The 24,726-nt window shown below is 57.2% G+C and carries 25 protein-coding genes and 1 pseudogene; 9 read left to right on the forward strand and 17 right to left on the reverse strand.

The annotated features are described in order from the left end of the window. Positions 1-45 precede the first annotated feature (45 nt). On the reverse strand, positions 46-411 hold the full coding sequence (iraP, locus tag ABVR31_RS10100) for an anti-adapter protein IraP (RefSeq protein WP_010618425.1): 366 nt from the start codon (positions 409-411) through the stop codon (positions 46-48). A 325-nt stretch (positions 412-736) separates the two neighbouring features. Between iraP and ttcA the strand changes: the two genes are divergently transcribed. Then, the gene (gene ttcA, locus ABVR31_RS10105; RefSeq protein WP_371221026.1) at positions 737-1,672 is read left to right on the forward strand and encodes a tRNA 2-thiocytidine(32) synthetase TtcA; all 936 of its coding nucleotides are present in this window, start codon (positions 737-739) and stop codon (positions 1,670-1,672) included. Positions 1,673-1,725: 53 nt separating this feature from the next. Here ttcA and ABVR31_RS10110 read toward each other — a convergent pair whose 3' ends face one another. From ABVR31_RS10110 to ABVR31_RS10120, 3 genes are all read right to left on the reverse strand, one after another. Next, complete coding sequence (locus ABVR31_RS10110; protein ID WP_021506127.1) at positions 1,726-1,872, reverse strand: hypothetical protein; 147 nt, start codon at positions 1,870-1,872, stop codon at positions 1,726-1,728. Positions 1,873-2,180: 308 nt separating this feature from the next. Further along, positions 2,181-3,164, reverse strand: coding sequence for a zinc transporter ZntB (zntB, locus tag ABVR31_RS10115; protein ID WP_372772628.1), 984 nt, complete (start codon positions 3,162-3,164; stop codon positions 2,181-2,183). 128 nt (positions 3,165-3,292) lie between these two features. Further along, entirely contained in the window at positions 3,293-4,912 is a 1,620-nt protein-coding gene (locus tag ABVR31_RS10120) for an ABC transporter substrate-binding protein (protein ID WP_222950972.1), read from the reverse strand. A gap of 188 nt (positions 4,913-5,100) precedes the next feature. Here ABVR31_RS10120 and mpaA point away from each other — a divergent pair, with 188 nt between their 5' ends. Continuing rightward, positions 5,101-5,814: a murein tripeptide amidase MpaA gene (gene mpaA / locus ABVR31_RS10125; protein ID WP_088515820.1), complete on the forward strand. Its 714-nt coding sequence runs from the start codon at positions 5,101-5,103 to the stop codon at positions 5,812-5,814. Here mpaA and ycjG read toward each other — a convergent pair. Further along, positions 5,783-6,769, reverse strand: coding sequence for an L-Ala-D/L-Glu epimerase (ycjG, locus tag ABVR31_RS10130; RefSeq protein ID WP_021506131.1), 987 nt, complete (start codon positions 6,767-6,769; stop codon positions 5,783-5,785). The two genes, mpaA and ycjG, sit on opposite strands and share 32 nt — an antisense overlap. Before the next feature lie 151 nt (positions 6,770-6,920). On the opposite strand from ycjG, the gene tpx reads away from it, so the two are divergent. Then, entirely contained in the window at positions 6,921-7,424 is a 504-nt protein-coding gene (gene tpx, locus ABVR31_RS10135) for a thiol peroxidase (RefSeq protein ID WP_058780606.1), read from the forward strand. Positions 7,425-7,482: 58 nt separating this feature from the next. Here tpx and tyrR read toward each other — a convergent pair whose 3' ends face one another. The 7 genes from tyrR to pspA all read right to left on the reverse strand — a co-directional run bounded on the left by tyrR (position 7,483) and on the right by pspA (position 13,298). Beyond that, a complete protein-coding gene (gene tyrR, locus ABVR31_RS10140; protein WP_372772630.1) occupies positions 7,483-9,048 on the reverse strand; it encodes a transcriptional regulator TyrR in 1,566 nt (521 codons plus the stop codon). 213 nt (positions 9,049-9,261) lie between these two features. Further along, positions 9,262-10,335 carry a YcjF family protein gene (locus ABVR31_RS10145; protein ID WP_372772632.1) on the reverse strand — a complete coding sequence of 358 codons (1,074 nt, stop codon included), beginning with the start codon at positions 10,333-10,335 and terminating at the stop codon, positions 9,262-9,264. Further along, positions 10,332-11,729, reverse strand: coding sequence for a YcjX family protein (locus ABVR31_RS10150; protein ID WP_372772634.1), 1,398 nt, complete (start codon positions 11,727-11,729; stop codon positions 10,332-10,334). The genes ABVR31_RS10145 and ABVR31_RS10150 overlap by 4 nt, the downstream gene beginning before the upstream one ends. Continuing rightward, a complete protein-coding gene (gene pspD / locus ABVR31_RS10155; RefSeq protein ID WP_058769747.1) occupies positions 11,710-11,958 on the reverse strand; it encodes a phage shock protein PspD in 249 nt (82 codons plus the stop codon). The genes ABVR31_RS10150 and pspD overlap by 20 nt, the downstream gene beginning before the upstream one ends. Before the next feature lie 48 nt (positions 11,959-12,006). After that, a complete protein-coding gene (gene pspC / locus ABVR31_RS10160; protein ID WP_058758492.1) occupies positions 12,007-12,354 on the reverse strand; it encodes an envelope stress response membrane protein PspC in 348 nt (115 codons plus the stop codon). Beyond that, on the reverse strand, positions 12,351-12,575 hold the full coding sequence (gene pspB, locus ABVR31_RS10165) for an envelope stress response membrane protein PspB (RefSeq protein WP_021506138.1): 225 nt from the start codon (positions 12,573-12,575) through the stop codon (positions 12,351-12,353). The genes pspC and pspB overlap by 4 nt, the downstream gene beginning before the upstream one ends. Before the next feature lie 57 nt (positions 12,576-12,632). Then, positions 12,633-13,298 carry a phage shock protein PspA gene (gene pspA, locus ABVR31_RS10170; RefSeq protein WP_058758491.1) on the reverse strand — a complete coding sequence of 222 codons (666 nt, stop codon included), beginning with the start codon at positions 13,296-13,298 and terminating at the stop codon, positions 12,633-12,635. Between the two features lie 156 nt (positions 13,299-13,454). Here pspA and pspF point away from each other — a divergent pair, with 156 nt between their 5' ends. Next, complete coding sequence (pspF, locus tag ABVR31_RS10175; RefSeq protein ID WP_282954124.1) at positions 13,455-14,450, forward strand: phage shock protein operon transcriptional activator; 996 nt, start codon at positions 13,455-13,457, stop codon at positions 14,448-14,450. Positions 14,451-14,569: 119 nt separating this feature from the next. Beyond that, complete coding sequence (gene leuA / locus ABVR31_RS10180) at positions 14,570-16,255, forward strand: 2-isopropylmalate synthase (RefSeq protein WP_372772637.1); 1,686 nt, start codon at positions 14,570-14,572, stop codon at positions 16,253-16,255. Here leuA and ABVR31_RS10185 read toward each other — a convergent pair. Both ABVR31_RS10185 and ABVR31_RS10190 read right to left on the reverse strand, forming a co-directional pair. After that, positions 16,206-16,988: a helix-turn-helix transcriptional regulator gene (locus ABVR31_RS10185; protein ID WP_058780609.1), complete on the reverse strand. Its 783-nt coding sequence runs from the start codon at positions 16,986-16,988 to the stop codon at positions 16,206-16,208. The genes leuA and ABVR31_RS10185 overlap by 50 nt on opposite strands. Beyond that, entirely contained in the window at positions 16,989-17,852 is an 864-nt protein-coding gene (locus tag ABVR31_RS10190) for an NAD(P)-dependent oxidoreductase (protein ID WP_372772639.1), read from the reverse strand. It lies immediately after the preceding gene. Between the two features lie 215 nt (positions 17,853-18,067). Between ABVR31_RS10190 and pqqU the strand changes: the two genes are divergently transcribed. Then, positions 18,068-20,191, forward strand: coding sequence for a TonB-dependent receptor PqqU (pqqU, locus tag ABVR31_RS10195; RefSeq protein WP_372772641.1), 2,124 nt, complete (start codon positions 18,068-18,070; stop codon positions 20,189-20,191). Positions 20,192-20,226: 35 nt separating this feature from the next. Here pqqU and ABVR31_RS10200 read toward each other — a convergent pair whose 3' ends face one another. Next, complete coding sequence (locus tag ABVR31_RS10200; protein ID WP_222985331.1) at positions 20,227-20,706, reverse strand: DM13 domain-containing protein; 480 nt, start codon at positions 20,704-20,706, stop codon at positions 20,227-20,229. A 416-nt stretch (positions 20,707-21,122) separates the two neighbouring features. Here ABVR31_RS10200 and ABVR31_RS10205 point away from each other — a divergent pair, with 416 nt between their 5' ends. Together ABVR31_RS10205 and ABVR31_RS10210 are read left to right on the forward strand one after the other, a co-directional pair. Next, entirely contained in the window at positions 21,123-22,133 is a 1,011-nt protein-coding gene (locus ABVR31_RS10205) for a hypothetical protein (protein ID WP_288422611.1), read from the forward strand. Beyond that, positions 22,134-22,532, forward strand: a complete 399-nt coding sequence (locus ABVR31_RS10210) for a hypothetical protein (RefSeq protein WP_288422610.1) — start codon at positions 22,134-22,136, stop codon at positions 22,530-22,532. Between the two features lie 147 nt (positions 22,533-22,679). Here the strand turns inward: ABVR31_RS10210 and ABVR31_RS10215 are convergent. Together ABVR31_RS10215 and ABVR31_RS10220 are read right to left on the reverse strand one after the other, a co-directional pair. After that, positions 22,680-22,898 (reverse strand): annotated as a pseudogene (locus ABVR31_RS10215) (isochorismatase family protein); the annotation flags it as partial. A gap of 416 nt (positions 22,899-23,314) precedes the next feature. Continuing rightward, on the reverse strand, positions 23,315-23,725 hold the full coding sequence (locus ABVR31_RS10220; protein ID WP_288422609.1) for a hypothetical protein: 411 nt from the start codon (positions 23,723-23,725) through the stop codon (positions 23,315-23,317). A 554-nt stretch (positions 23,726-24,279) separates the two neighbouring features. On the opposite strand from ABVR31_RS10220, the gene ABVR31_RS10225 reads away from it, so the two are divergent. After that, positions 24,280-24,684, forward strand: a complete 405-nt coding sequence (locus ABVR31_RS10225; protein ID WP_288422608.1) for a hypothetical protein — start codon at positions 24,280-24,282, stop codon at positions 24,682-24,684. The last annotated feature ends 42 nt before the right edge of the window (positions 24,685-24,726 follow it).

The following is a 24,726-nucleotide window of genomic DNA, read 5'->3' on the forward strand; positions in this document are numbered from 1 at the left end:
GCTGGCAAAATGTGCGCAATGGTAGCCGACTGCGGCGCTGCGTGATTAAGACGGATCCTTTTTGTCGTCATCGCTGGCGCTGCTCACACCGGTAATACCTTCCAGCGCCTGCTGGTTGATGACATCATCGGCGCTGTCAACCGCACGCGAAATCGTCAACAGATCCTGGAACTCGCTCAGCAGAATAGCGGCGTCCGACTTAAGCATATCGTCAGCCTCGGCTGACTCAATCACCATGTTGATGGCTTTGTTGGCGCTTTCAATAACTTCAGTGACACCGCCTTTCTTACTGACGGCCAGTACCAGCGCACCGATCAGCAGCGACTGAGCCTCAACGCGCGCGGTCAACTGCTTGGTGGTGGCATCAATTTGTGAAATCTTCGCCAGCATGCTTAACACAACATTTTTCATCGCTTATTCCTCCCTGGGGAAGCAGGCAGTGTACCGCTTGCCAAATCCGCGACAAACTAAAAATTGTGAATAGCGCAACAGGTCTCTGACCGCGATCGCGCGGCGCACAGAGCGCATCACTGGCAAACCCATAAATCGTGCTGGAATTTGGCGCTGTAATCCGTACCATACGCCACAGACTTTTCCTGCTGACTGCGGTCAGCCGGCACCCATAAAGGCCAGCGCAGCGACCCGCAGCGTGCGCGGACACGGTTAATGCAGGCCTGGCGAGGGCCGCATCAACGCGACATCCGCAGCTGACCAGCGATCACCGAGACCGAAATTCATGTCTGAACATCAAGAAGTTAATAAAAAAGAGCAGTACAACCTGAACAAACTGCAGAAGCGCCTGCGCCGTAACGTCGGTGAAGCGATTGCAGATTTCAACATGATTGAGGAAGGCGATCGCATCATGGTGTGCCTGTCCGGCGGTAAAGACAGCTACACCATGCTGGAAATTCTGCGTAACCTGCAGCAGAGCGCGCCGGTCAGCTTTTCGCTGGTAGCGGTGAATCTTGACCAGAAACAGCCGGGATTCCCGGCACACGTGCTGCCGGCTTACCTCGACACGCTGGGCGTGGAGTATCAGATCGTCAACGAAGACACTTACTCCATCGTTAAAGAAAAAATTCCGGAGGGCAAAACCACCTGCTCGCTCTGTTCACGCCTGCGTCGCGGCATTCTTTACCGTACCGCCACTGAACTGGGCTGCACCAAGATTGCCTTAGGTCACCATCGCGATGACATCCTGCAAACGCTGTTCCTCAACATGTTTTACGGCGGCAAGATGAAAGGCATGCCGCCAAAACTGATGAGCGATGACGGTAAACATATCGTGATTCGCCCGCTGGCCTACTGCCGCGAAAAAGATATCGTGCGATTCGCCGAAGCGCGCCAGTACCCTATCATTCCGTGCAACCTGTGTGGTTCACAGCCGAACCTGCAACGCCAGGTGGTTGCCGATATGCTGCGTGACTGGGACAAGCGCTATCCGGGCCGCATTGAAACCATGTTCAGTGCCATGCAGAACATCGTGCCATCACATATGGCTGATATTAATCTGTTTGATTTTAAAGGCATTAAGCATGGTGATGCGGTGGTTGACGGCGGGGACATTGGTTTTGATCGCGAATCGCTGCCAGCGCAGCCAGTCGGCTGGCAGGCTGACGAGGACGATCAGCCGGACCTGAGCGCTCGCCTCGACGTGCTGGAAATTAAATAACGCGGTGACTTTGCAACATAGAGGCGCGTCGCTCCGGCAACGCGCCTTTTTTATTAGCGGTGCGGTGGAGGATCGCTAATCGGCGGAAACTCAGGATCGTGCGGCGGCTCAGGCTCGGGAATCGGCTGCGGTTGCGGCACGGGTTCGGGAATCGGTGGCGGATCGGTCGGGATAGGTTCGCTGGCGTGAATCATGCGCATGCCGTTCTCCTGTTCGCTGAATGTCTGTTAAGCATAGGAAAGGATGCGGCAGCAAGCCAAACGGCAAAAAAAAAGCCGGCGGATAAGCCGGCGTCGTACGAATCAAATGTGCTATGCAGTAATTCAAAAAAAGGAAGTAAGACAATATGGAGCGCAACGCCCATCGCTTGACGTTGCATTCACCTGCGGGAGAGAGTTTGCCCCGGTTGGGCTATGCGCTTATTGATGTCGATCAGGTTTTTTCCGCTTTTCTCCCCTGCACCGCCACAATTACCCGTTCATGACCTGCTGATAACCCCGTAGTAACATCACAGCCAGTTGCGGCGTTTCAGCCACAGCGCGACCCCCAGCACCATCACCAGTAACAACCCGCAGAACATGATAAAGCCGTGCGGCCAGCTGCCACCGGGAATGCCACCGAGATTGACGCCAAACAGCCCGGTGAGAAACGTGGCGGGCAGGAAAATCATCGCCATCAGCGACATGGTGTAAGTGCGCCGGTTCATGGATTCAGCCAGCAGCGAGGCCACTTCATCCGCCAGAATACCGGTACGCGCCACGCCCGCATTGAGGTCATCCAGTCCGCGCCCCAGCCGGTCCGCGACATCCTGCATGCGGCGGCGATCGTCATCGCTCATCCACGGCAGTTTCTCGCTTGCCAGCCGCGCATAGACATCACGCTGCGGCGCCATATAGCGGCGCATCACGATCAGCTGTTTACGCAGCAGCGCCAGCTCACCGCGCGCCGGGACCTGCTGGTCCATCAGCGCATCTTCCAGCGCGATAATTTTATCGTGCATCTCTTCAATGAATTCGCTGGCGTGATCGGTGAGCGCATCGCAGACGTCCACCAGCCAGCTGCCGCCGTCCACCGGGCCGTTGCCATTTTGCAGATCGGTCAGCACTTCATCGATGGCATACACTTTGCGACGGCGGGTAGAAACGATCAGCTTGTCATTGATAAATACCCGCATCGCCACCAGCTGGTCCGGGCGCGAATCGGCGTTATGATTCACGCTGCGCAGCACGATCATAAAGCCGTCACCGAGACGCGTCACGCGCGGTCGCATGCTGTCACCGGCCAGCGCATCCCGCACCGCATCAGGGATCAGCGGCGTGTGCTGCAACCAGTCGGCGCTTTGCCGCTGGGTATAGTTCAGGTGTAGCCAGCAGTGACGCTCGCAGTTGATGACATCTTTATCTTCAATGGCGATAACGCCACCCTTGCCGTCGAACTGGCAGGCGACAATCGCATCCGACACCTGCAGCGCTTTTCCTTCAATGACGTTCACGTACTCGCCTCACTAGCAAAAACAATACGATACAGTCTAGCGCGGCGCGGGACAGTTGCAATTACCAGGGTGTGAGTAAAAATGACAGCGCAACCGGGCCGTTTACCGCCCTCCCTGGCGGTTCAGCGTCAGTGCTTCTCAATCCACAATTCCCGGCTGTAGGCAACGTCTTCCGGATTAGTGATGGGATAGCCCTTAACCCACGGCTTGATCAGCCGCCCGTTGGTGTACTGGTAGATCGGCGCAATCGGCGCCTGGTCAGCGATGATCTGCTCGGCTTTGTTGTAATCGGCATTACGCGCCGCCACGCTGGTTTCATTGCTGGCCTTACTCAACACCGCATCATATTCCGCGTTACTGAAGCGGGAAATATTGCCGCTGTGGCTGGCGGTCAGCAGGCTGAGGAAGGTCGACGGCTCATTGTAATCGCCCACCCAGGAAGCGCGAATCACATCGAAATTACCGCTGTTGCGGCTGTCGATATAGGTTTTCCACTCCTGGTTCTGCAATGTCACGTCAACGCCGAGATTCTTTTTCCACATCGAGGCCACCGCAATCGCAATCTTCTGGTGACTTTCAGAGGTGTTATACAGCAGCGTCAGGTGCAGCGGTTTAGCCGGGCCGTAACCGGCGGCGGTCAGCAGGGCTTTGGCCTGCGCATTCAGTTCCTGCTGGCTGTGCTGCTGCAGATAGCTCTGCTGCGGCGTGAAGCCGGCGGTGACGTCCGGTGTGAAGTGCCATGCCGGTTTCTCGCCGGTGCCCAGTACTTTTTCCGCGATAATGCGGCGGTCAATGCTCCATGACAGCGCCTTACGCACCCGCACATCCGCCGTCGGCCCTTTCTGGGTATTAAACGCGTAATAGTAGGTGCCAAGCTGATCCGGCGTATACACCTGCCCCGGCAGCTCTTTTTTCAGCAGGCCGTACATATTTTTCGGGAAGGATTCCGTGATATCGATGTCCCCGGCGCGGTAACGCTTGGTGGCGCTGGATTCTTCATTGATGGGAATAAAGGTCACTTTCGTCAGCACCGAATGGACGTTATCCCAGTAGTGCGGGTTGCGCACCAGCACAATCTTTTCGTTAACTACGCGCTCCTGCAATTGATAAGCGCCGTTGCCCACCAGTTTACCCGGCGCAGTCCAGCCATCGCCGTTTTGCGCGATGACCTTTTGCGGCACCGGGAACATCGCCACGTTAGCCACCATGCTGGGGAACCACGGTAGCGGACGTGACAACGTCACTTTGAGGTGCGTCTCATCGGTCGCTACTACGCCCAGCTTGTCCGGGCTCATCTGCCCTTTGGTGATGGCTTCAGCATTCTCAATGCCGCTCAGCGCGGCAAACCAGGCGAAAGGCGAGCTATTTTTCGGATCCACCAGACGTTGCCAGCTATAGACAAAATCCTGTGCGGTCACCGGTTCACCGCTGGACCAGCGCGCATCTTTGCGCAGCGTAAACAGCCAGGTTTTGTTGTCATTGCTGCTCCAGCTCTGCGCAACGCCCGGCACGATTTTGCCCTGTGCATCCTGGTTGGTCAGTCCTTCAAACAGATCGCGCAGCACCTGAATCTCCGGCAGACCGACTGCTTTGAGCGGATCAAGCGAGGCCGGTTCATCTTTGATATGGCGGACGATTTCCTGGCTGCTGGCCAGTTGCGCGCCGGCTGGCACACTGGCGGCATAGGCGGATGAGAGAGCGCTGCTGATGATGAGCGCGGCCAGCGTGGTGCAGAAAGTTAGTTTCATCACGACTCCTTGACCCGAAAAAAGGGCGACGGCCAAACCAATGCGTCGCCAGCAACTTTTCGCACTTTATCGCAAATCGCTGATTGATAAATAGCTATTTCCCCGTCTGCTGTTTACCGTTATGTTGAGGCTGGATTGCAGCTCACAATTTTTGCGGCTGAACGCGATGCATGACAGAGAGGAAGGTTATGTCGACACACCACCCGCGCCCGCTGCGCGGTAAGCTGGACGCCGTCTGGCAACAGTATGGACATTCGGTGCTGGGTGCGCCGCTGCTGTGGTTTCCGGCACCGGCGGCTGACGAGGACAGCGGACTGATTATTGCCGGCACCCACGGCGATGAAAACGCGGCGGTGGCCACGCTCTCTGCCGCCATGCGCACGCTGCCGGACACGCTGCGGCGTCATCATGTGATTCTGGCAGTCAATCCGGATGGCTGCCAGCTCGGGCTGCGCGCCAATGTCAACGGTGTCGATCTCAACCGCAACTTCCCTGCCGCCAACTGGCAAGCGGGCGATACTGTCTATCGCTGGAACAGCGTGGCCGACGCGCGCGATGTGCTGCTCTCCACCGGAAACGCACCAGCGTCAGAGCCGGAAACCGCCGCACTGTGCCAGCTGATTCATCGCATCCGGCCGCGCTGGGTCGTCTCCTGGCACGAACCGCTGGCCTGTATTGACGATCCGCACCATAGCCCGCTGGCCAGCTGGCTGGCGGAACAAACCGGTCTGCCGGTGGTGAGCAGCGTCGGCTACGCCACGCCGGGCTCGTTTGGCAGCTGGTGCGCTGATCTCCGTCTGCCCTGCATCACCGCCGAAATGCCCGCCATCTCGGTGGATGAAGCCACCGAGGTGTATCTTGATGCGATGATCAACCTGCTGCGCTGGCAGCCGTCGTCTTAAGCACGCCGTGCGAGAAGTGCAGCGACGGTTCCACATCGGCCGCCAGCCACGTCGGACCGTCGAGGTCAGCAAACGTGGCCTGCGGCGTTAACGGTAGCGCGGCGCGAATGGCGCGTGAGGTACACAACATACAGCCCAGCATGATGGCAAATCCCTGCGCGCGCGCGGCCGTGGCCAGCGCCAGCGCTTCGGTCAGCCCACCGGTTTTATCCAGTTTGATATTCACCATGTCGTAGCGCCCGTGCAGGGCTGCCAGGCTGTCGCGCGTGTGGCAGCTCTCATCCGCACAGATCGGTAGCGGATGGATAAAATGGGCCAGCGCCGCATCCTGCGCGGCAGGCAGCGGCTGCTCCAGCATCGCCACCTGCAAATCCGCCAGCAGCTGGCAACGCGCCGCCAGCCCTTCTGCCTGCCAGGACTCATTGGCATCGACGATCAGCGTGGCGTCCGGCACCGCACTGCGGATCGCCACCAGTCGTTCGCTGATCAGATGGTTATCCAGCTTAATTTTCAGCAGGCGCGCGCCGTGCTGCCATAGCGCCAGCGCGCTGCTGGCCATCGCTTCTGGCGTATCAATGCTGACGGTATGCGCCGTGACGATCTCCTGTGCCGGCACCGCCTCACACAGCGCCGCCAGGCTGGTGCGCTGCTGCTGGCGCTCCAGATCCCACAGCGCGCAATCAATCGCGTTGCGCGCGGCACCGGCCGGCAACGCCTGTTGCAGCGCTGCCCGCGTCATGCCGTTTTGTAACGCACCGAGCTGTGAAGCAATCTGCTGCAGCACCGAAGCCTCACTTTCGCCATAGCGCGCATAGGGCGTGGCCTCGCCAATCCCTTTGAGGCCATCCTGCTCAATCTCCACCACCACCACGTGCGCCTCGGTGCGGCTGCCGCGCGAAATCACAAACGGCGAGTGCAGCGGCCAGGCTTCCGGATAACTTTTCACTGTTCTCATACTGACTCCTCAAATCCATGACGTCATAACGTGCTGGTGCAGCTCCACGTTGAATTAGGCTCGTAAACCCTTAAAATTTATGTCATAAACAAACGCTATACCTGTTCTGGTGGGGTTAACGCCAGATATTTCATCGTTAAAAGGAAATTGTATGTCGCAGAATGTTCACTTTCAGGGCAATCCGGTGCCGGTTGCCGGCCACTTCCCGCAGGCTGGCGAGCAGGCAAAACCGTTCAACCTGGTAGCGAAAGATCTCAGTGATGTGTCCCTTTCTCAGTATGCAGGCAAACGCAAAGTTCTGAACATTTTCCCAAGCATTGATACCGGCGTGTGCGCCGCGTCGGTGCGCAAATTCAACGAGCGTTCTGGCGAAGCTGACAACACCGTGGTGCTGTGCATCTCTGCCGATCTGCCGTTTGCGCAGTCGCGCTTCTGCGGCGCCGAGAACGTTAACAACGTAGTGACGCTGTCTACGCTGCGCGGTGCAGAATTTATTGAAAATTACGGCGTCGCGATCGCCGATGGCCCGCTGAAAGGCCTGACCGCCCGCGCGGTGGTGGTGCTGGATGAGAACGACAAGGTGCTGTACAGCGAGCTGGTGAATGAAATCACCGAAGAGCCGAACTATGAAGCGGCACTGGCAGCGCTGAAGTAAGGTCACTGCTGATAAAAAAGCCGTCTGTCACAGACGGCTTGTTGATGCAGAACGCGGATTATTCGCCTTCGCTGCGTTTCTGGCCGAGGCCATATTCGCGCAGCTTGTTGGCGATCGCGGTGTGTGACACCCCAAGGCGTTTCGCCAGTTTACGCGTGCTGGGATACGACAGATAGAGACGAGTCAGCACTGAACGCTCGAAACGGCTGGTTATTTCATCCAGCGACCCTTCCATTGCCTCTTCGCCCAGCGACACATCCAGCGCCTGCTCCGGCAGTACGATATCCTGCGGACGCAGTTCATAATCTTCCAGCTGCGTGAGCGCGCGATACAGCGCATTTTTTAACTGGCGCACGTTGCCCGGCCAGTTATAGCGCGTCAGGAACGGCGTCAGCTGCGGTGACAAACGCGGGCGCGGCAGTCCCTGCTCATCCGCAAAGCGCGCCACAAACATTTCGGTAAGCGGCAGAATATCCAGCGGACGTTCGCGCAGCGGCGGCAGATTCAGCGTCAGCACGTTCAGACGATAGAACAGGTCTTCGCGGAACTCACCGCGCTGCACCAGCTCAATCAGGTTCTTTTGCGTGGCGCAGATCACGCGCACATCCACATGCACTTCATGATCTTCGCCGACGCGGCGGAAGGTGCCATCGTTCAGGAAGCGCAGCAGTTTGGTCTGCATGCGCGGCGACATCTCGCCGATTTCATCCAGCAGCACCGAGCCGCCGTTCGCCTGCTCAAAGAAGCCCTTCTTCCCTTCCAGCGCGTTGGGATACGCGCCCGCCGCGTGACCAAACAGCTCGCTCTCAGCGACGTCATCCGGAATCGAGCCGCAGTTGAGCGCAAGGAACGGTTTTTTACCGCGTGCGCTGCGCAGATGGCAGGCGCGCGCCAGCATATCTTTACCGGTGCCGGTGTCGCCGACAATCAGCAGCGGCGCATCGTGCATCGCCAGCTTGCGCGCCTGGTCGATCACCTGACGCATTTTCGGCGTCACCGCCACGATGTGATCGAATTCGGAGTCATCGGTAACGCTGAGATTCTGCAACTGCCGCCCCATGCGTGCGGTGGATTTCAGAGTGATCATCGCGCCTACCGGCTGGTCGTTCTGCTCATCTTCCTGCGCCAGATAGATCGGGCGCGCTTCCATGAGAAAATCACGCCCCTGGATCACCACATGCTGCGCCTGCGCGTCAACACGTTCACTCTCCAGCCAGCGCTGGAAATTAAAACCGGCAATCAGCGTGCCGGCGTTCTGATTACGGATCTTCTGTTCGTCGAGGTTAAACAGGTTCTGCGCCGCCGGATTCGCCAGTTCGACTTTACCTTTCAGGTCGAGGGAGAACACCGGCTCGGGCATCGCCACCAGCAGCGCGCTCAGCGCGCGATGTTCACGCTCAGACGGCATGAATGACACGGTGCGGACATCTGTCACGCCCGGTGTACGGCGAATCTCCGCCATCAAGTTACTGAATGCGTCAAATTCCAGCGCAGAAAAGTTGAGATAGATGCGGCCCAGCGAGGCAATTTCAATGCCGCGCAGGTCAATATTACGGGCAACCAGCAGGTCGAGTAGCTCGCGCGCCAGACCGATACGGTCCTGGCAGAAAACTTCCAAACGCATTGCGATGAGCCTTAGTCAGGTTTTGATTTTAGAGATAATACGCTAACTTGCAGCGCCTCAGAAGGGTTCTGTCATGAAAAGTTGACACTCTGAGGCAGGTGACGAAGAGAAGTGTAGCGGAACAACCAACAATAATCCCGCCAGAAATCACCCTGAGCACAGATAATTTCACCTTTCACGCCATCAGCAGCGTGAAAGGCAGGCAAGGTGAGATTATTTAGCAGCCTGACCTGCTTTCTCACCACTTTTGGCCAGCGATTCTTTAAGCTGACCCACCAGTTCACGACGGAAATCGCCGAGCCGCGGTTTGTCCTCCGCCAGCCACGGCAGCGGACGGCATAATTCCATCGCTTTGATCCCCAGCCGGGCGGTGAGCAGCCCGGCACCGATGCCCTGCGCCGCACGCGCCGAGAGACGGGCAGCGATGTCCTGCGACATCCAGTCCATGCCGACCTCACGCACCAGCTCTGACGCACCGGCAAACGCCATATTCAGCAATACCAGCCGGAACAGCCGGATGCGGCTGAAGTAGCCGAGTTCAATGCCGTAGATGGCCGCGATGCGGTTCACCAGCCGCAGGTTACGCCAGGCGATAAACGCCATGTCCACCAGCGCCAGCGGACTGACGGCAATCATCAGCGTCGATTCTGCCGCGTGGCGGCTGATTTCGCGCCGCGCCTGACGGTCCAGCACCGGCTGCACCAGCTGGGCATACAGCGTGACAATTTCGCGGTCGTTATGGGTTTCGTGCAGTGCCGCGTGCCAGCGCTGCAGTGCCGGATGCGCCTGATCCAGCTGCGCCTGGCGCGCAAGCTTTTCACAGAACGCCCGGCCTTTGCCGATGCCGTGGCTGGCCAACAGCTCACGGCCAACGTCCCGCTCTTCCGCCCGCTGACGCAGACGATACAGCCGACGCCATTCGCCAATCAGCGCGCCCGCGCCAGCGGCGACAATCAGCCCACCGGCCACGCCGCTGCCCAGTGCAAACCAGTCGCGCGTCAGCCAGGCATCGTGCAGCCACTGGGCGCCCTGCGCCACCACGCTGATGCCAAAAATACCCAGCCCGACGCCCACCATTTTGCGCCACAGGCTGCGCTTTGGCCGCAGCGCGGCTTCCACCACTTTCTCGCCGGCGCCCTCTTCCAGCGGCTCCGCGTCAGGCGTCACCAGAAACCCCTGTTGCGCGTCGCTGCTAAAGGTGTGGGCCGCGCGCAGGGTCGTCTCCACAGGCTCCTGCAACGGGCGGGCAAAATCTATCCGTGGTTTGAGTGGCGTTTCATCGCTCATCGCAACTTATCTCCCAGTAAAAATTCCAGCGCAGCATCCATGCGGATATGCGGCAACGGCCGATCGACATCCAGCTGCTGCGGCCGGAACTGTTCAAACTGAAACCCCTGCTGCTGCCAGAAGCTATTGCCCGGCAGGCGCGGCGGTACTTCGCCCGGGTAAATGGTCAGCGGTTCACCGTCGGCGAGGCGATGACCGCGCAGCGCCGGTAATTTTTCTCCGCGATGATCCACCAGCCCGCTCTCGGTCGCCTGCACCGACGCCAGCCCCAGACAATCCATGCTGATGCCTTCAAACGCGGCGTTCTGCCACGCGTCCTGTACCAGCTGCTGCAGCAGCGACACCATATTGGCGTGCTGATCGGCGGTAATGTGATCGGTCTTGGTGGCGGCAAACAGCAACTTATCGATGACCGGCGAGAACAAACGGCGGAACAGCGTGCGCTGACCATAGTGAAAACTTTGCATCAGCTGGGTCAGCGCCAGCCGCATATCATTGAACGCCTGCGGTCCACTGTTGAGCGGCTGCAGGCAATCGACCAGCACGATCTGGCGATCGAAGCGCAGGAAGTGATTTTTATAAAACCCTTTCACCACATGCTGACAGTAGTAGTGGAAACGCTGCTGCAGCATGGCGAAATTGCTGCCGGCCGGCGCCTGTAACAGCTTGCCGGCCTGCTGTTCATCGACGTTGGGCCACGGGAAAAACTGCAGTGCCGGCGCGCCAGCCATGTCACCCGGCAACACAAAACGTCCCGGCTGGATGAAGTGCAATCCTTCGGTTTTGCACTGATGCAGGTAGTCGGTCCAGGCGGCGGCGATCTCCGCCAGGCGGTTTTCATCGGCGGGCGCGAACGGGTCGAGATCGGCGCTCAGGCTGTGCCAGCGCGCGGCCCATTGCTGACGATCGCCCTGCAGCAGGCCGACCATCTGGCGTGACCAGCTGAGATAATCCTGCGCCAGCATCGGCAGATCGAGCAGCCACTCGCCGGGATAATCGACAATTTCGAGGTAAAGGGTGGCGGTATCTTTGAAATGACGCAGCAGAGACTGATCCGGCCGGTAGCGCAGCGCCAGGCGCATTTCGCTGACGCCACGCGTCGGGGTCGGCCACATCGGCGGCGTGCCGTACAGCTGGGCCAGCCCTTCGTCATAGGTAAAGCGCGGCGTACCCAGCTCACGCTGGGGCACGCGCTTCACGCCCAGCAGCCGCTCTTCGCGTACCACGGAAAACAGCGGCAGACGCGCGCCGCTGTGGACATTGAGCAGCTGGTTAACCAGCGAGGTGATAAAGGCGGTTTTGCCGCTGCGGCTCAGGCCGGTGACGGCGAGGCGCAGATGGCGATCCACACCGCGGTTCATCAGCCCCATCAACTCATTTTGCAGTCTTTTCATCGCTCTCCCTGATGAAACGTGCCGACAGGCGGTTAAACGCCTTACTCAGCAACGGTTCCAGGGCGGCCGCCAGCAACAGGCGCAGCGGACGGCGCGCCACCGATTTCACTGCCCAGCCGGCCAGGCCGCCGGGCGCATAGGTTACTGCACTGATGATGATGAATTTTCCCGCCGACTTCAACGCAGGCGTTGCGCGGCGGCGCAGAGCAGTAAAACGTTGCGTATGCATAGCGCCTCTCTTAGAGCAGCGGACCCGCTGACGGGCCCGCGACAGGAATTAAATCTGGCGGAAACGGCTGCGTACGCTGAAGGTTTCTGAGGTCACATAACGCTCAATATCGCGTACGTTACGCTCATCCGCGGTGAGCGTATTTTCCAGCTCATCCAGCAGTTCGCGCGCCGTTGGTGTGCGCTCAGAGGGTGCGTCCAGCGGTTTTTCATCCAGCACGTAGCCGAGGATAAAGTAGGCGGTCACGGTGATCATAAACAGACCGAAAAACAGTGACAGCACCACAATCACACGCAGCAGCCGCACCGGAATATCCAGGTACTCGGCCAGCCCGGCACACACGCCGCGCACTTTGCCCTGCTGCGGAATACGCCACAGTTTGCGTCCGTTCATCATGGCTGCCTCCAGTTCGGGTGTTCGGCATCGAGGATCGCTTCCAGCGCCTCGACCCGGTCACGCATGCGGCGCGCTTCCTGCGTCAGCTGCTGCAGGCGCTGCAGGTCACCGGACGAAAGCGTCCCGCCGTTGCGTTTGTTGCTGTAGTGCAGCCATAACCAGATCGGTGCCACAAACAGCACGAAGATCGTTAACGGTATGGCCAGAAATAGTGCGCTCATTGACTCTCCTTTTTCAGTACACCCGGCAATCCGGGCCCGTTAGCAGGCCCGGGGCGATCACTCGCTGCGGTTCATTTTGGCTTTCAGCGCAGCCAGCTGCTGGCTGATTTCGTCATCGGCTTTCAGATCGGCAAACTGCTGGTCCAGCGTTTTGCTTTTACCGAAGCGCTGGCTTTCCGCTTCTGCTTCCATGTGATCGATGCGGCGCTCAAAAGATTCGAAGCGTGCCATCGCCTCATCCAGCTTGCCGCTGTCGAGCTGACGACGCACATCGCGTGACGATGAAGCCGCCTGGTGACGCAGCGTCAGGGCCTGCTGACGGGCGCGGGTTTCGCTGAGTTTTTTCTCCAGCTCGCCAATCTCGCCTTTCATGCGATCCAGCGTCTCTTCAACGTGGCTGGCTTCCTGCTGCAGCGCAGCGATCAGGTCGGTCAGCTTCTGTTTCTCAATCAGCGCCGAACGGGCTAAGTCTTCTTTCTCTTTACTCAGCGCCAGCTCAGCTTTTTCCTGCCATTCCGCCTGCTGAATTTCGGCCTGCTCAATACGGCGCAGCAACTGTTTCTTTTCTGCCAGCGCGCGGGCCGAGGTGGAGCGCACTTCCACCAGCGTGTCTTCCATTTCCTGAATCATCAGGCGTACCAGTTTCTGCGGATCTTCGGCACGCTCCAGCAGCGAGTTGATGTTAGCGTTCACGATATCGGCGAAACGAGAAAAAATACCCATAATGATGTTCCTCTGGTTGTCATGTCTTTACGCCCATATCTAATACAAGATGCGTGCCAGTTTTTAACGTATTGATTTTAATGAATTTGAGTATTTTACACGCGCCGCGCAATCCGTTAAGGTAGTGAAATTAATTAATCAGTGGTGAATTTCATCATGGCAAACGGTAAAGACAATCTGCTGGGCGAGTCGAATAACTTTTTAGAGGTGCTGGAACAGGTATCGAAACTGGCACCGCTGGAGAAACCGGTGCTGGTGACTGGCGAACGCGGTACCGGTAAAGAGCTGATTGCCAGCCGCCTGCACTACCTCTCCGACCGCTGGCAGGGGCCGTTTATTTCGCTCAACTGCGCCGCGCTGAATGAAAACCTGCTGGATTCCGAGCTGTTCGGCCATGAAGCCGGAGCCTTTACCGGCGCCCAGAAGCGCCACCTTGGCCGCTTTGAGCGCGCCGATGGCGGCACGCTGTTTCTGGATGAGCTTGCCACTGCGCCAATGCTGGTGCAGGAGAAACTGCTGCGCGTGATTGAGTATGGCCAGCTGGAACGCGTTGGCGGCAATCAGTCGCTGCAGGTTAACGTGCGGCTGGTGTGCGCCACCAACGAGGATCTGCCCGCATTGGCCGCCGCCGGCCGTTTTCGCGCCGACCTGCTCGATCGCCTGGCGTTCGATGTTGTCCAGCTGCCGCCGCTGCGCGAGCGCCGCAGCGATATCCTGGTGATGGCCGAGCATTTTGCCATTCAGATGTGCCGCGAGCTGGGCCTGGCGCTGTTTCCCGGCTTTAGCGAGCACGCTCAGCTCACCCTGTTGCAGCACAGCTGGCCGGGCAACGTGCGTGAACTGAAAAACGTGGTGGAGCGCTCGGTGTACCGTCATCACAGCACCGAACAGGCGCTCGACACCATCATCATCAATCCGTTTGCGCCACGCAGTGCTCCTGCGGTAACCGAAGCGGAAGCAGAACAGCGTGAAAATGCCCTGCCGGCGCTGCCGCTGGATTTACGCCAGTGGCAAAACCAGCAGGAGTGCGCCCTGGTCGAAGCCAGTCTGCAACAGGCGCGATACAACCAGCGCCGCGCCGCTGAACTGTTGCGCGTCACTTATCATCAGCTGCGCGCGATGATGAAAAAACACGGGATCGAAGCACAGTAGGGTTTAACTGACGGGTATCGCTGCGGCAGCTGTCAGTTTTGCACGCCGGGTTGTCAGCTATGCGTGAGCCGCGTCCGGCAGGTTACTGCAGACTACAGGCAGACCTCAAGGAGACCCTCATGCTGACTCAACCTGCTGAAAAATATCGCCCGTGGCCTGTCATCAATCTGGCGGATCGCCAGTGGCCGTCACGCCAGATCACCCGCACGCCGCGCTGGCTCTCAACCGATTTGCGTGATGGCAATCAGGCGCTGGCTACGCCGATGGACAGCGCGCGCAAATTAGCATTCTGGCAACTGCTGCTGCGCTGCGGCTTTAAAGAGATTGAAGTGGCGTTTCCCGCCGCCTCGCAAACCGATTTTGACTTTGTGCGCCTGCTGATTGAACAGCAGCACATCCCTCACGACGTCACTATTCAGGTATTAACCCAGGCGCGCGGCGATTTAATCGATCGCACCTTTGCAGCGCTGCGTGGTGCGCCGCAGGCGATTGTCCATCTGTATAACGCCACCGCCCCGCTGTTCCGTGAGCGCGTATTTCGTCAGAGCAAAGCTGAGATCGTCGAGCTGGCCTGCGCCGCCGCGCGGCAAATCCGCGCACGCTGTGCGGCGCAGCCCGCCACGCGCTGGACCTTTCAGTACTCGCCGGAAACCTTCTGCTTTACCGAGCCGGTGTTTGCGCTGGAAATCTGTGAAGCGGTCGCCGCCATCTGGCAGCCGGGACCGCAGCGGCCGATGATCATCAACCTGCCCGCCACGGTGGAAGTCAATACGCCTAACGTGTATGCCGACCAGATCGAGTATTTCTGTCGCCACTTCAGCCAGCGCTCGCAGGTGGCCATCAGCGTCCATCCGCATAACGATCGCGGCACCGGCATCGCCTGCGCCGAGCTGGCGCTGCTGGCCGGGGCCGATCGCGTTGAAGGCTGTCTGTTTGGTAACGGCGAGCGCACCGGTAACGTCGATCTGGTGACGCTGGCGCTGAATCTCTATACCCAGGGCGTGACGCCTGAGCTGGACTTTAGCGATATGCGCGAGGTGCTGGAAGTGGTGACGCGCTGTAACCAGCTGCCAGTCCATCCGCGCCATCCTTACGCCGGCGAACTGGTGTTTACCGCCTTCTCCGGCTCGCATCAGGATGCCATTCGCAAAGGCTTTGCCGAACGCAGCGCGCGTCATGAAGTGGTATGGCAAATGCCCTACCTGCCACTCGACCCGCTGGACATCGGCTGCAGCTATGAAGCGGTGATCCGCGTGAATAGCCAGTCCGGTAAAGGCGGTGCCGCCTGGCTGCTGGAACAAAATCACGGCCTGCAACTGCCGCGCGGCCTGCAGCAGGATTTCAGCCGCTGCGTGCAGCAGCAGACCGATGCTCACGGCCAGGAGATGACGCACCACGCGCTGTGGCAGCTGTTCTGTCAGCAGTACGGCCTGCAACAGCCGCGGTGTCGCCTGCTGCAGGCGGAGAGCCATAGCGATGATCAGGGCGAGACGCGGATTAAAGCGCGCCTGCAGCAGGGTCCGCAGCAGCTAACCCTGGAAGGGCGCGGCAACGGTCTGCTGTCAGCGGCGGTCGCCGCGCTGCGTCAGCGCTTCGATCTGGCCGTAACCATTGAGGATTATCATGAACACACACTGGGCAAACGCAGCGACAGTCGTTCGGTGTGCTATATCAGCTGCATCACGCCGCGTGGCGAGCGTGCGTGGGGGGTGGGTATTGATAATGACGTAACGCGCGCCTCGCTGCAGGCATTGCTTAACGCGGCGGGCGCTTTTCTGCCGCCGGAAAGTAGTTCGCTGGCGTAACGCCCAGCACGCGACGAAACATGGCGCTGAAGGCGCTCGGGCTGTCATAACCGAGATCGAGCGCCACGGCCAGCACCGTATCGCCCTGTGCCAGCCGGGTCAGCGCCACGCTCAGCCGGGCACGCCGCAGCCAGTCGCTAAACTGCAAACCGGTTTCGCGACTGAAATGGCGCGCCAGTGTCCGCTCCGCCACACACAGCTGCGCCGCCGCGCGCGCCAGCGTCCAGCTCTCGCCCGGTGCCTGCTGAATCTGCTGGCACAGCGCCAGCAGCCGGTCGCTGTACGGCAGTGGCAGGCCAAACGGCAGCACGTCCATCACGCGAATCTCATCGAGAATCAGCTCGTAAATGCGCTCGGCGCGACTGCCAGACGCGTAATGCTCCGGCAGCGTGAGCGCGCTGACAATCAGCTCCCGCAGCAGCGGCGATATCTGCACCACCTGACAGCTGGCAGGCAGATCTGCGCGCGCCAGCGGGTCGACAAACAGCGTGCGCGCCGCCACGCTGCCAACGATGTGCAGCGCATGACGCGTGCCGGCCGGCAGCCACACGCCGCGGCTGGGCGGCACAATCCAGCTGCCGTGTTGCGTTTCCACTTTGACCACGCCGCTCAAAGTATGTATCAGCTGCGCGCAGTGGTGATAGTGCCACGGCTCCGCATCGCCGTGCGCGTAATCATGCGCATACGGCACCAGCGGACGCTGAGAGAAGTCAAAGTCGAGCCGCTGACTCATTTAGCGTTTCAGGTACTGATAAACCGCCGCCAGATCCTGCTCGCCGTAACCGGCATCGACCGCCTGCTGCCAGACATCGACGATGTTTTCCAGCGCCGGCAGAGAAGCGTCGCCGGCGGCGTCCAGCGCCAGCCGCGCATCCTTCAGCGCCCAGATCAGATGCATCTGCGGGGTAAAGTCGCCGCTGGCAATCATGCCGAGTTTCATTTTGGCGTACGGCGCTGCCAGCGGACCGCCTTCCAGCACCTGCCAGAGATCGTCGGTAGTGAAACCGAACTGCTCTGCCAGCCGGGTGCTTTCGGCAAGACTCTGCATCAGGCCAATCAGCCAGCTGTTCACCACCAGCTTCATGCGCGAGCTGGCGCCGGCGGCACCCAGCCACTGCGTCCCTTTACCAATTGCGGCAAACACCTGCTCCGCCGCCTGGGCGCGCTGCCGGTCGCCGCTGGCCATCACCAGAATCTGCGCGTTTTCAGCCGGCGCTTTGGTACCGGAGACCGGCGCATCAATAAACACCACGTCCGGCCGTGCGGCCGCCAGCTCGGCGATCAGCGCGTCGGTCGCTTCAACACCGATGGTGCCCATCTGCGCCACGGTAGCCCCCTGCTGCAGTGCGTTCTGCACCTGGTTTAGCGTGGTGCGCGTGGTAGCGCCGTCCGCCAGCATGGCAATCACCACGTCTGCGCCTTCCACAGCCTGCGCGGCGCTGTCGCTCAGCGTCAGGCCTGCGGCCACCAGATCTTCGCCTTTGGCACGCGTGCGGTTCCAGCCGCGCACGGTAAAGCCCTTCTTCAACAAATTGGCGGCAAATGCGTGTCCCATCGCGCCTAATCCCAGTACCGCCACTACGGGTTGCTGACTCATGTTTTCTCCTTCTTCTTACCACAGGCAAAACGATCACACTGACAGAAATTGGGGCTGACAGCCAGGCCAGAGGTGCGGTGAAAGGACATTTTTCATGCCACACTCAACAGGGTACCGCCCTACTATTAACGCTTTTCAAACCCGCGCTAAAACGATTAACATACGCGCGATAAATGTCCCGATTGGTTCATTTCACGTCTTTTACGGTTATTAAAATGAAAATTGCTCTTTTGCGACAGGCGCCGTTGCTGATGCTGCCTGCACTCCTGCCGCTGCCGCTCCTGGCGGCGGACAATGCCAGCAATACCCTGGTGGTGAGCGCCGCGCCTGCGGCCAGTGGACTTTCTGAGCTGGATACTCCGGCGGCGGTCAGCGTTGTCAGCGGCGACGATATGCGCCACGCCGCACCGCGCGTTAACCTGTCTGAAAACCTCACCAGCGTACCGGGTCTGCAAATCCAGAACCGGCAAAATTATGCGCAGGACCTGCAGATTTCGGTGCGCGGCTTTGGTTCGCGTTCCACCTTCGGCCTGCGCGGCATTCGCCTCTACGTTGACGGCATTCCGGCCAGCATGCCGGATGGCCAGGGGCAAACCTCGAATATCGATATCGGTTCCATCGATCGCGTGGAGGTGCTGCGCGGTCCGTTCTCCGCGCTGTACGGTAACGCATCGGGCGGCGTGATCAATGTGGAAACCCAGCGCGGCCAGCAGCCGACCACGCTGGAAGCCAGCAGCTGGTACGGCAGCTACGGCAGCTGGCGCAACAGCGTGAAAGCGAGCGGTGCCACCGGTGATGGCAGCCACGCCGGCGATGTTGACTATACGGTGTCGGCTTCGCGCTTCACCACGCACGGCTATCGCGACCACAGCGCCGCGCAGAAGAACCTCGGCAATGCCAGGCTTGGCGTGCGCATTGACGATGACAGCACCCTGACGCTGCTGTTCAACAGCGTTCACGTTGAGGCGCAGGATCCGGGCGGCCTGACGCCAGCACAGTGGCATGATAATCCGCGCCAGGTGGCCAGCAACGTCGCGCTGTACAACGCGCGCAAAACGGTCGACCAGACCCAGGCGGGCCTGCACTACCAGCGCCAGATGAGCGATAACGACGACCTCAGCGTGATGCTCTATGCCGGTGAACGGGAAACCACCCAGTATCAGTCCATCCCGATGGCGACCCAGCTGAAAGCCGGCTATCCCGGTGGTGTCATTTCACTGGCGCGCCACTATCAGGGCATCGATACGCGCTGGACGCACCGCGCGACGCTGTTGACGCTGCCGGTGACCCTGACCGGCGGCCTCGACTATGAAACCATGAGCGAGAAGCGCAAAGGCTATCAGAACTTCACCCGCAATGACGGCGCCACCGACTACGGCGTGCAGGGTGATCTGCGCCGCAACGAGCGCAACCTGATGTGGAACCTCGATCCCTATCTGCAGACCGCGTGGCAGCTGAGCGATCGCTGGTCGCTGGACGCCGGCGTGCGCTTTAGCACGGTCAATTTCGATGCTAACGACTATTACGTGACCGCCAGCGATCCGGATGACAGCGGCAATCGCCGCTACCACCGCTGGCTGCCTGCGGCCTCGCTGAAATACGCGATTGATGATGGCTGGAATGCCTATGTTTCCGCCGGTCGCGGCTTCGAAACGCCGACGCTCAATGAACTCTCCTACCGCGCGGCGGATCAGGCCGGGCTCAATCTCAACCTGCAGCCGGCCACCAGCAATACCGTGGAGCTCGGCAGCAAAAAACGCCTCGGCAACGGTCTGCTGACCGCCGCGCTGTTTCAGACCGATACCAAAAACGAGATCGTGTCAGACAGCAGTTACGAAGGCCGCACCAGCTACAAAAATGCCGGTGAGACGCGCCGCCGAGGCCTGGAACTTGGGCTCGATCAGCAGTTTGGCTATGACTGGCACCTGAAAGCCGCGTGGACGCTGCTCGACGCACGCTACCGCAGTAACGCCTGCGGCAGCGACAGCTGTGACGGCAAGCGCATCCCCGGTATTGCACGCAATATGGCCTACGCCGGACTGGCATACGCGCCGGAGCAAGGCTGGTATGCCGGCGGCGACCTGCGCTACCTGAGCGACATTGCGGCCAACGACCAGAATGATGTCAAAGCGCCGGCGTATACGGTGGTGGGACTGAACAGCGGCTATAAATGGCTGGTGCAGAACTGGACGCTGGATCTGTTTGGCCGCGTGGATAATCTGCTCGATCGCCACTATATCGGCTCGGTCATCGTTAATGAGAGCAATGGCCGGTATTACGAACCCGCACCGGGGCGTAATTACAGCGTCGGCCTGACACTAAGCTACGCTTTCCAGTAATCTAAAGCGGGCACCGGCGCACGTCGGTGCCTTATTCAGGTGCGATAACGCGCTGAGCCGACAAATTTCGAAAATTGCTCACTCCAGATTTGCACGGCACAATATTCCTGCGGATCGATGCCTTCCGGCAGCGATTTAATAAAATCACCAAAGTTATTTAAATCGCCAATCAACGCCGACTGATGCTTTATTTGCAGAAATGAATGCTGATCAAACGCCTGAGTTTTGGTGAGGTAAATTTTATAGTGTGGACCGGGGGCAATTTCCCCCTCAAAGGCGATGACATTTTCATTGAGATAGACCTTACCGCTGGCCCAGTAAAGCGCATCACTGCCCGGCTGATGGCGATCAAACTCACCGCTATATAGCGCCTGCTGTTTCACCAGATCAACCTCCTTTTGCGTGGCATTCACTTCCGCGGTAATTAACGGTGACAGCACCAGACCTAAGGTAATACCGGTGCCCAGAAAAAACAGGCTGGCGATGAGATAAAGCACGTTTAATTTTTTTAGCATCCCTACCTCCCTGCAGCAGAATAGCGCTGTACTGCTCTGCCCGATCCTGCTGCTCACTGGTGTTAATAAAATCGTAAAGTCAGGCTAAATATTGGTTATCGTGTTGCTGTGCATACTGTGACAGTAACCAGCGCTGTTACAACCAATTCTCAACGGCAGCAGCGAAAGCGAGGCGCAGCAGAATAACCAGTGTCAGGGAGCGGCAAAGACAAGGGCCGGCAGTACCAGCCCTGGAGGGAAAAGATCAGTTCAGCAGCGCGAGAATTTCGTCAGTGGTGCCGGTTTCGCGTTTACGCATCTGAGTGCTCACACCTCATTTGTTAGCCAACACATTTTGCGCCGCGCAATAGAATTACTTATATTGTTTGCTGCAGTCAGGCATGCAGGATGTTAGTCAGGTAAGGGAGAAAGGATTCATGACACGTAACATCGCCCCGGGATATTGTGTTGTCGAACGCGCTGGATCGCTGGAGTACCAGGCCAGAGAATTGTTTCGCGACACCCGTGCTCCAGCAGTTACCATGTTTATGCAGTTGAACGCTGACACGCCCTGGTTAAGGCCGGGACAGATATTAATCGTCGCCGATCCTGAAACTCAGGCTCCTCTGACGCTGCATGCCTTGACAGCTTTGAGACAGGCTAAGCACAGAATTAACAATGCATTAATTGGCGTCAGTGTTAATGAAGCGGATTTTATGCAAAAACATTATGCCACCATTGCTGCATTAACGAGTGCCGGCAATCAGATTTTTGGTATCACAGGGGATGCCGGAGCAAAATATTTCAGTGCAATAGAGCAGACGTTAATAAAAATAGAGGCCAGTTATCAGAATCAGTTTCGCGCACAGGGAACCCTCATTAGCCAGCAGTTCTTTGTTGAGCGTAATCAATTGCTGAATCAATTAAAAGAACTAGTCAATAAGCCTGTACTCAAAAACCTCTCCCGCTATACCATTAAATTCCAGCAGTACGAAAATATGAAACGAGCGCTAAATCTTTCAAGCCGCTCAATAGTACATGAGTGGTCGACTGTGGGTTTGGGAGGCATACCAGGCTATTCAACCTATGTCGGCAATGCCGCCAAAGCGGCACGTTTTCTTAAGATGGGCGGCTATGTGGGTATTGCGTTTTCTTTTGCCGGGGCGACGAATGATGTTATGAAGGCCTGTACGGTTGGACGTGAGGGTGAGTGCAGTAGATCTGCGTTTAGGGAGTATTCGAAATTTGGACTCTCAACCACTGCGGGTATTGGCGCTGGCGCTGCAGGATCGGCGATTGGCCTGGGTTTTTGCACGGCTATCGGGATAGCCACGGCAGGAGTGGGAGGCGTTGCCTGCGCAGCGGTCGGTTCAGTTGCTGCGGGTTATGCAGCCGGGGAGTTTATGAACTGGGGTGTCGACGCTTTTTATAATCATATGGGCTTATAAATGACAATTAAATTTCTTGGCATATTTATCATTGGGCTATGTTTAGCCAGCTTCTTATTATCCATATTGATTTATGCTTATAACAGAAAGAAATATTACACGCTTTTGGAAGAGTTTCAAAAAAAACACGTATTCCCGGCCCCCTACTCATTTCATTGCCTTGTGGGATTTTTTGGCGCTGCGCCCATGTCATATTTTTTTATGGGCATTATGAAAAAAAAGAAAGTTTTTTTCCTTAACCGCGATAGCAGCGCATATGATTTTTTTGATGATAACAAGGGCAAATCTATCGGATGGATATCTGCACTTTATTACGCACATATCACCAGTTTCATCTGTGGTGTATTGATAGCCCTTCTGGGTGCTGCACTTGAGTTAAAAGCGAGATTTTTTCCATAACAGGACCGATTTCTGATTCAGACCTGACGCAGCATTCCCGTAACAGGAAAATGCTTAACAGCAGGATGACATCTGCCAGAAGACGGTTGGCTGCGGCAGGAAAATATTGAGAACAGGGCCGGCAGCACCAGCCCTGGAGGGAAAAGATCAGTTCAGCAGCGCGAGAATTTCGTCAGTGGTGCCGGTTTCGCCGAGGCGCGGGAAGATGCGCTCAATGCTGTTGTGGTGGGTTTCGGCGTTCAGGCAGCTCATCGCATCGGTCGCCAGCGTAACGTTGTAGCCCAGCTCGTACGCCTGACGCGCCGTGGATTCCACGCCAATACTGGTGGCAATCCCGCACACCACCACCTGAGTTACTCCACGTTGATTTCGCCCGGCTGCGGTGTCATTTCGGGACCAACATACCCGGCAGTTGTTCGCGCGAAACGCCTGCGTCAACTGTATGGCAAGTGCAACCATTTCACCCAGGTCCTCCGCTAATTGCGGTGTCTGCTTGTTGATTCATGAGAAACATATCCATCCGAATAGGAGACTTATCCAATAAGGAATTGTCTACTTTCTGAACCGGGCTAGTTCGTTTAGCTTTTTAAGTCATCAAGACACTAAAGCCCTGTTGCAATTAGTTATTTAATGAGAAAAATTTTTCCTGAATGCGGATTTTTAGTGCATAAAGTGCATAAGAGTAGCCGGTGCCATGTTTGTCAATAATCAGATGTGCAGGGACGAAAACAAATAGGGCACCCGAAGAAGTGACCCATTTGTTTTATTTGATGTATCCAACTTTAGTTTTTAGATACTACATCGCCGACGCATTTTACAGTCGACCAGCAGTTATGAGCCCAATCAACTCCTCCAGATTTACATACGGCATTGACAACTGCATCGCCACCCATAATGGCAGCTTTATAACGCATATTCTCCAGTGCTTCAGAACCGGTCGCGACATCTGGTCCAGTGGTGGTTGCGAAAATATTTCCGCTCATCTCGGTCACCATTGTTGAACTACCGGCACGACGAGCGCAACTCATCCCCATAACCTCACCAAGAATTCTGGCTTTTGGATAAGGATTGTTGGAGTAACCTTCCATATTGGCAAACTTTACCCTTGCATCCCTCGGCATATCCTCTATGTCATCAGAGGCGCAGCCTACAAGCAATGCCGCCAATATCAAAATCGCCAATCCACTCTTCATTCACCATCCTCAGATAATTATTGTGTAGGGAATCTTATAACTGAGTTTGAAAAACGTGAAGTAGATACTCATATAACTATGACCTCACTCAATCGTTAAACGTTTGTTTTTATGATTAAGTGCCAGGAAAGGGATTGCTTTACTAACGTGTTGCTTAAAAGATAGGCGCTCTGCCACACAACCACATCAGCACGAATGAAAGAGGCCCGTTCATACGACCCTGGCGAGCGAATTTGGCATGGCCTTTGCTAACTGAATCTGGAACCAAAGAGAGTTTCTGATTTCTCATCCGCACTCTTGCAATGGATGTCTTACCTGAAAAATTTTTATCCGCTTCTCTGCCTTTAAAGAATATAGTAAATTCGCCAGCGGTACATTTGCTGGTATGACTGGAGGGACGCTGGGTGCATCTGCTGGTATCGGTATCTGTTTTGCTATAGGCATAGCCACTGCAGGAGCCGGAGGGGTTGCTTGCGCCGCTGTAGGTTCATTAGTGGCTGGGACTGCTGCCAGCTCAGCAAGTGATTATCTTATGGATCTATGGTTGAAATAGCATGAACACGACTCTTTCTTATGTTGCTCTCGGATGCGCGATCATCCCTTTTTTTATAACTACGCTACAGTTTATTATTTATTTAATCAACAAACGCAAATATAACACTTTGTTATCGCGATATCTCGACAGCGCATTCGAATTACCACCACTGTATAGATTCTACGGCTCCATGGGTTTTTTTGGCTCTTTTGGCATGTCCTACTTCTTCTCCAGGCTTAAAAAAGGCCAGAAAATTATTTTTCAACCCAAAGAGCAGGCGGCTATTTCTACCTTTCTTAATGCTATCGATGTAAACGTAACAAAGTGGCTTGACACTTATTATTACCTGTCAATATTTTCATTACTTTTATATGCGGTTTTTGTGGTAATGAGCCTGATAAAAATGGTTACTGTGCAACTTTAAAGCTCACATTTTGGGCTGATTTTTTATTAAATAAACTATTCA

The organism is Pantoea sp. WEP, assembly GCF_041678305.1.
GTDB classification, from domain to species: domain Bacteria; phylum Pseudomonadota; class Gammaproteobacteria; order Enterobacterales; family Enterobacteriaceae; genus Pantoea; species Pantoea dispersa.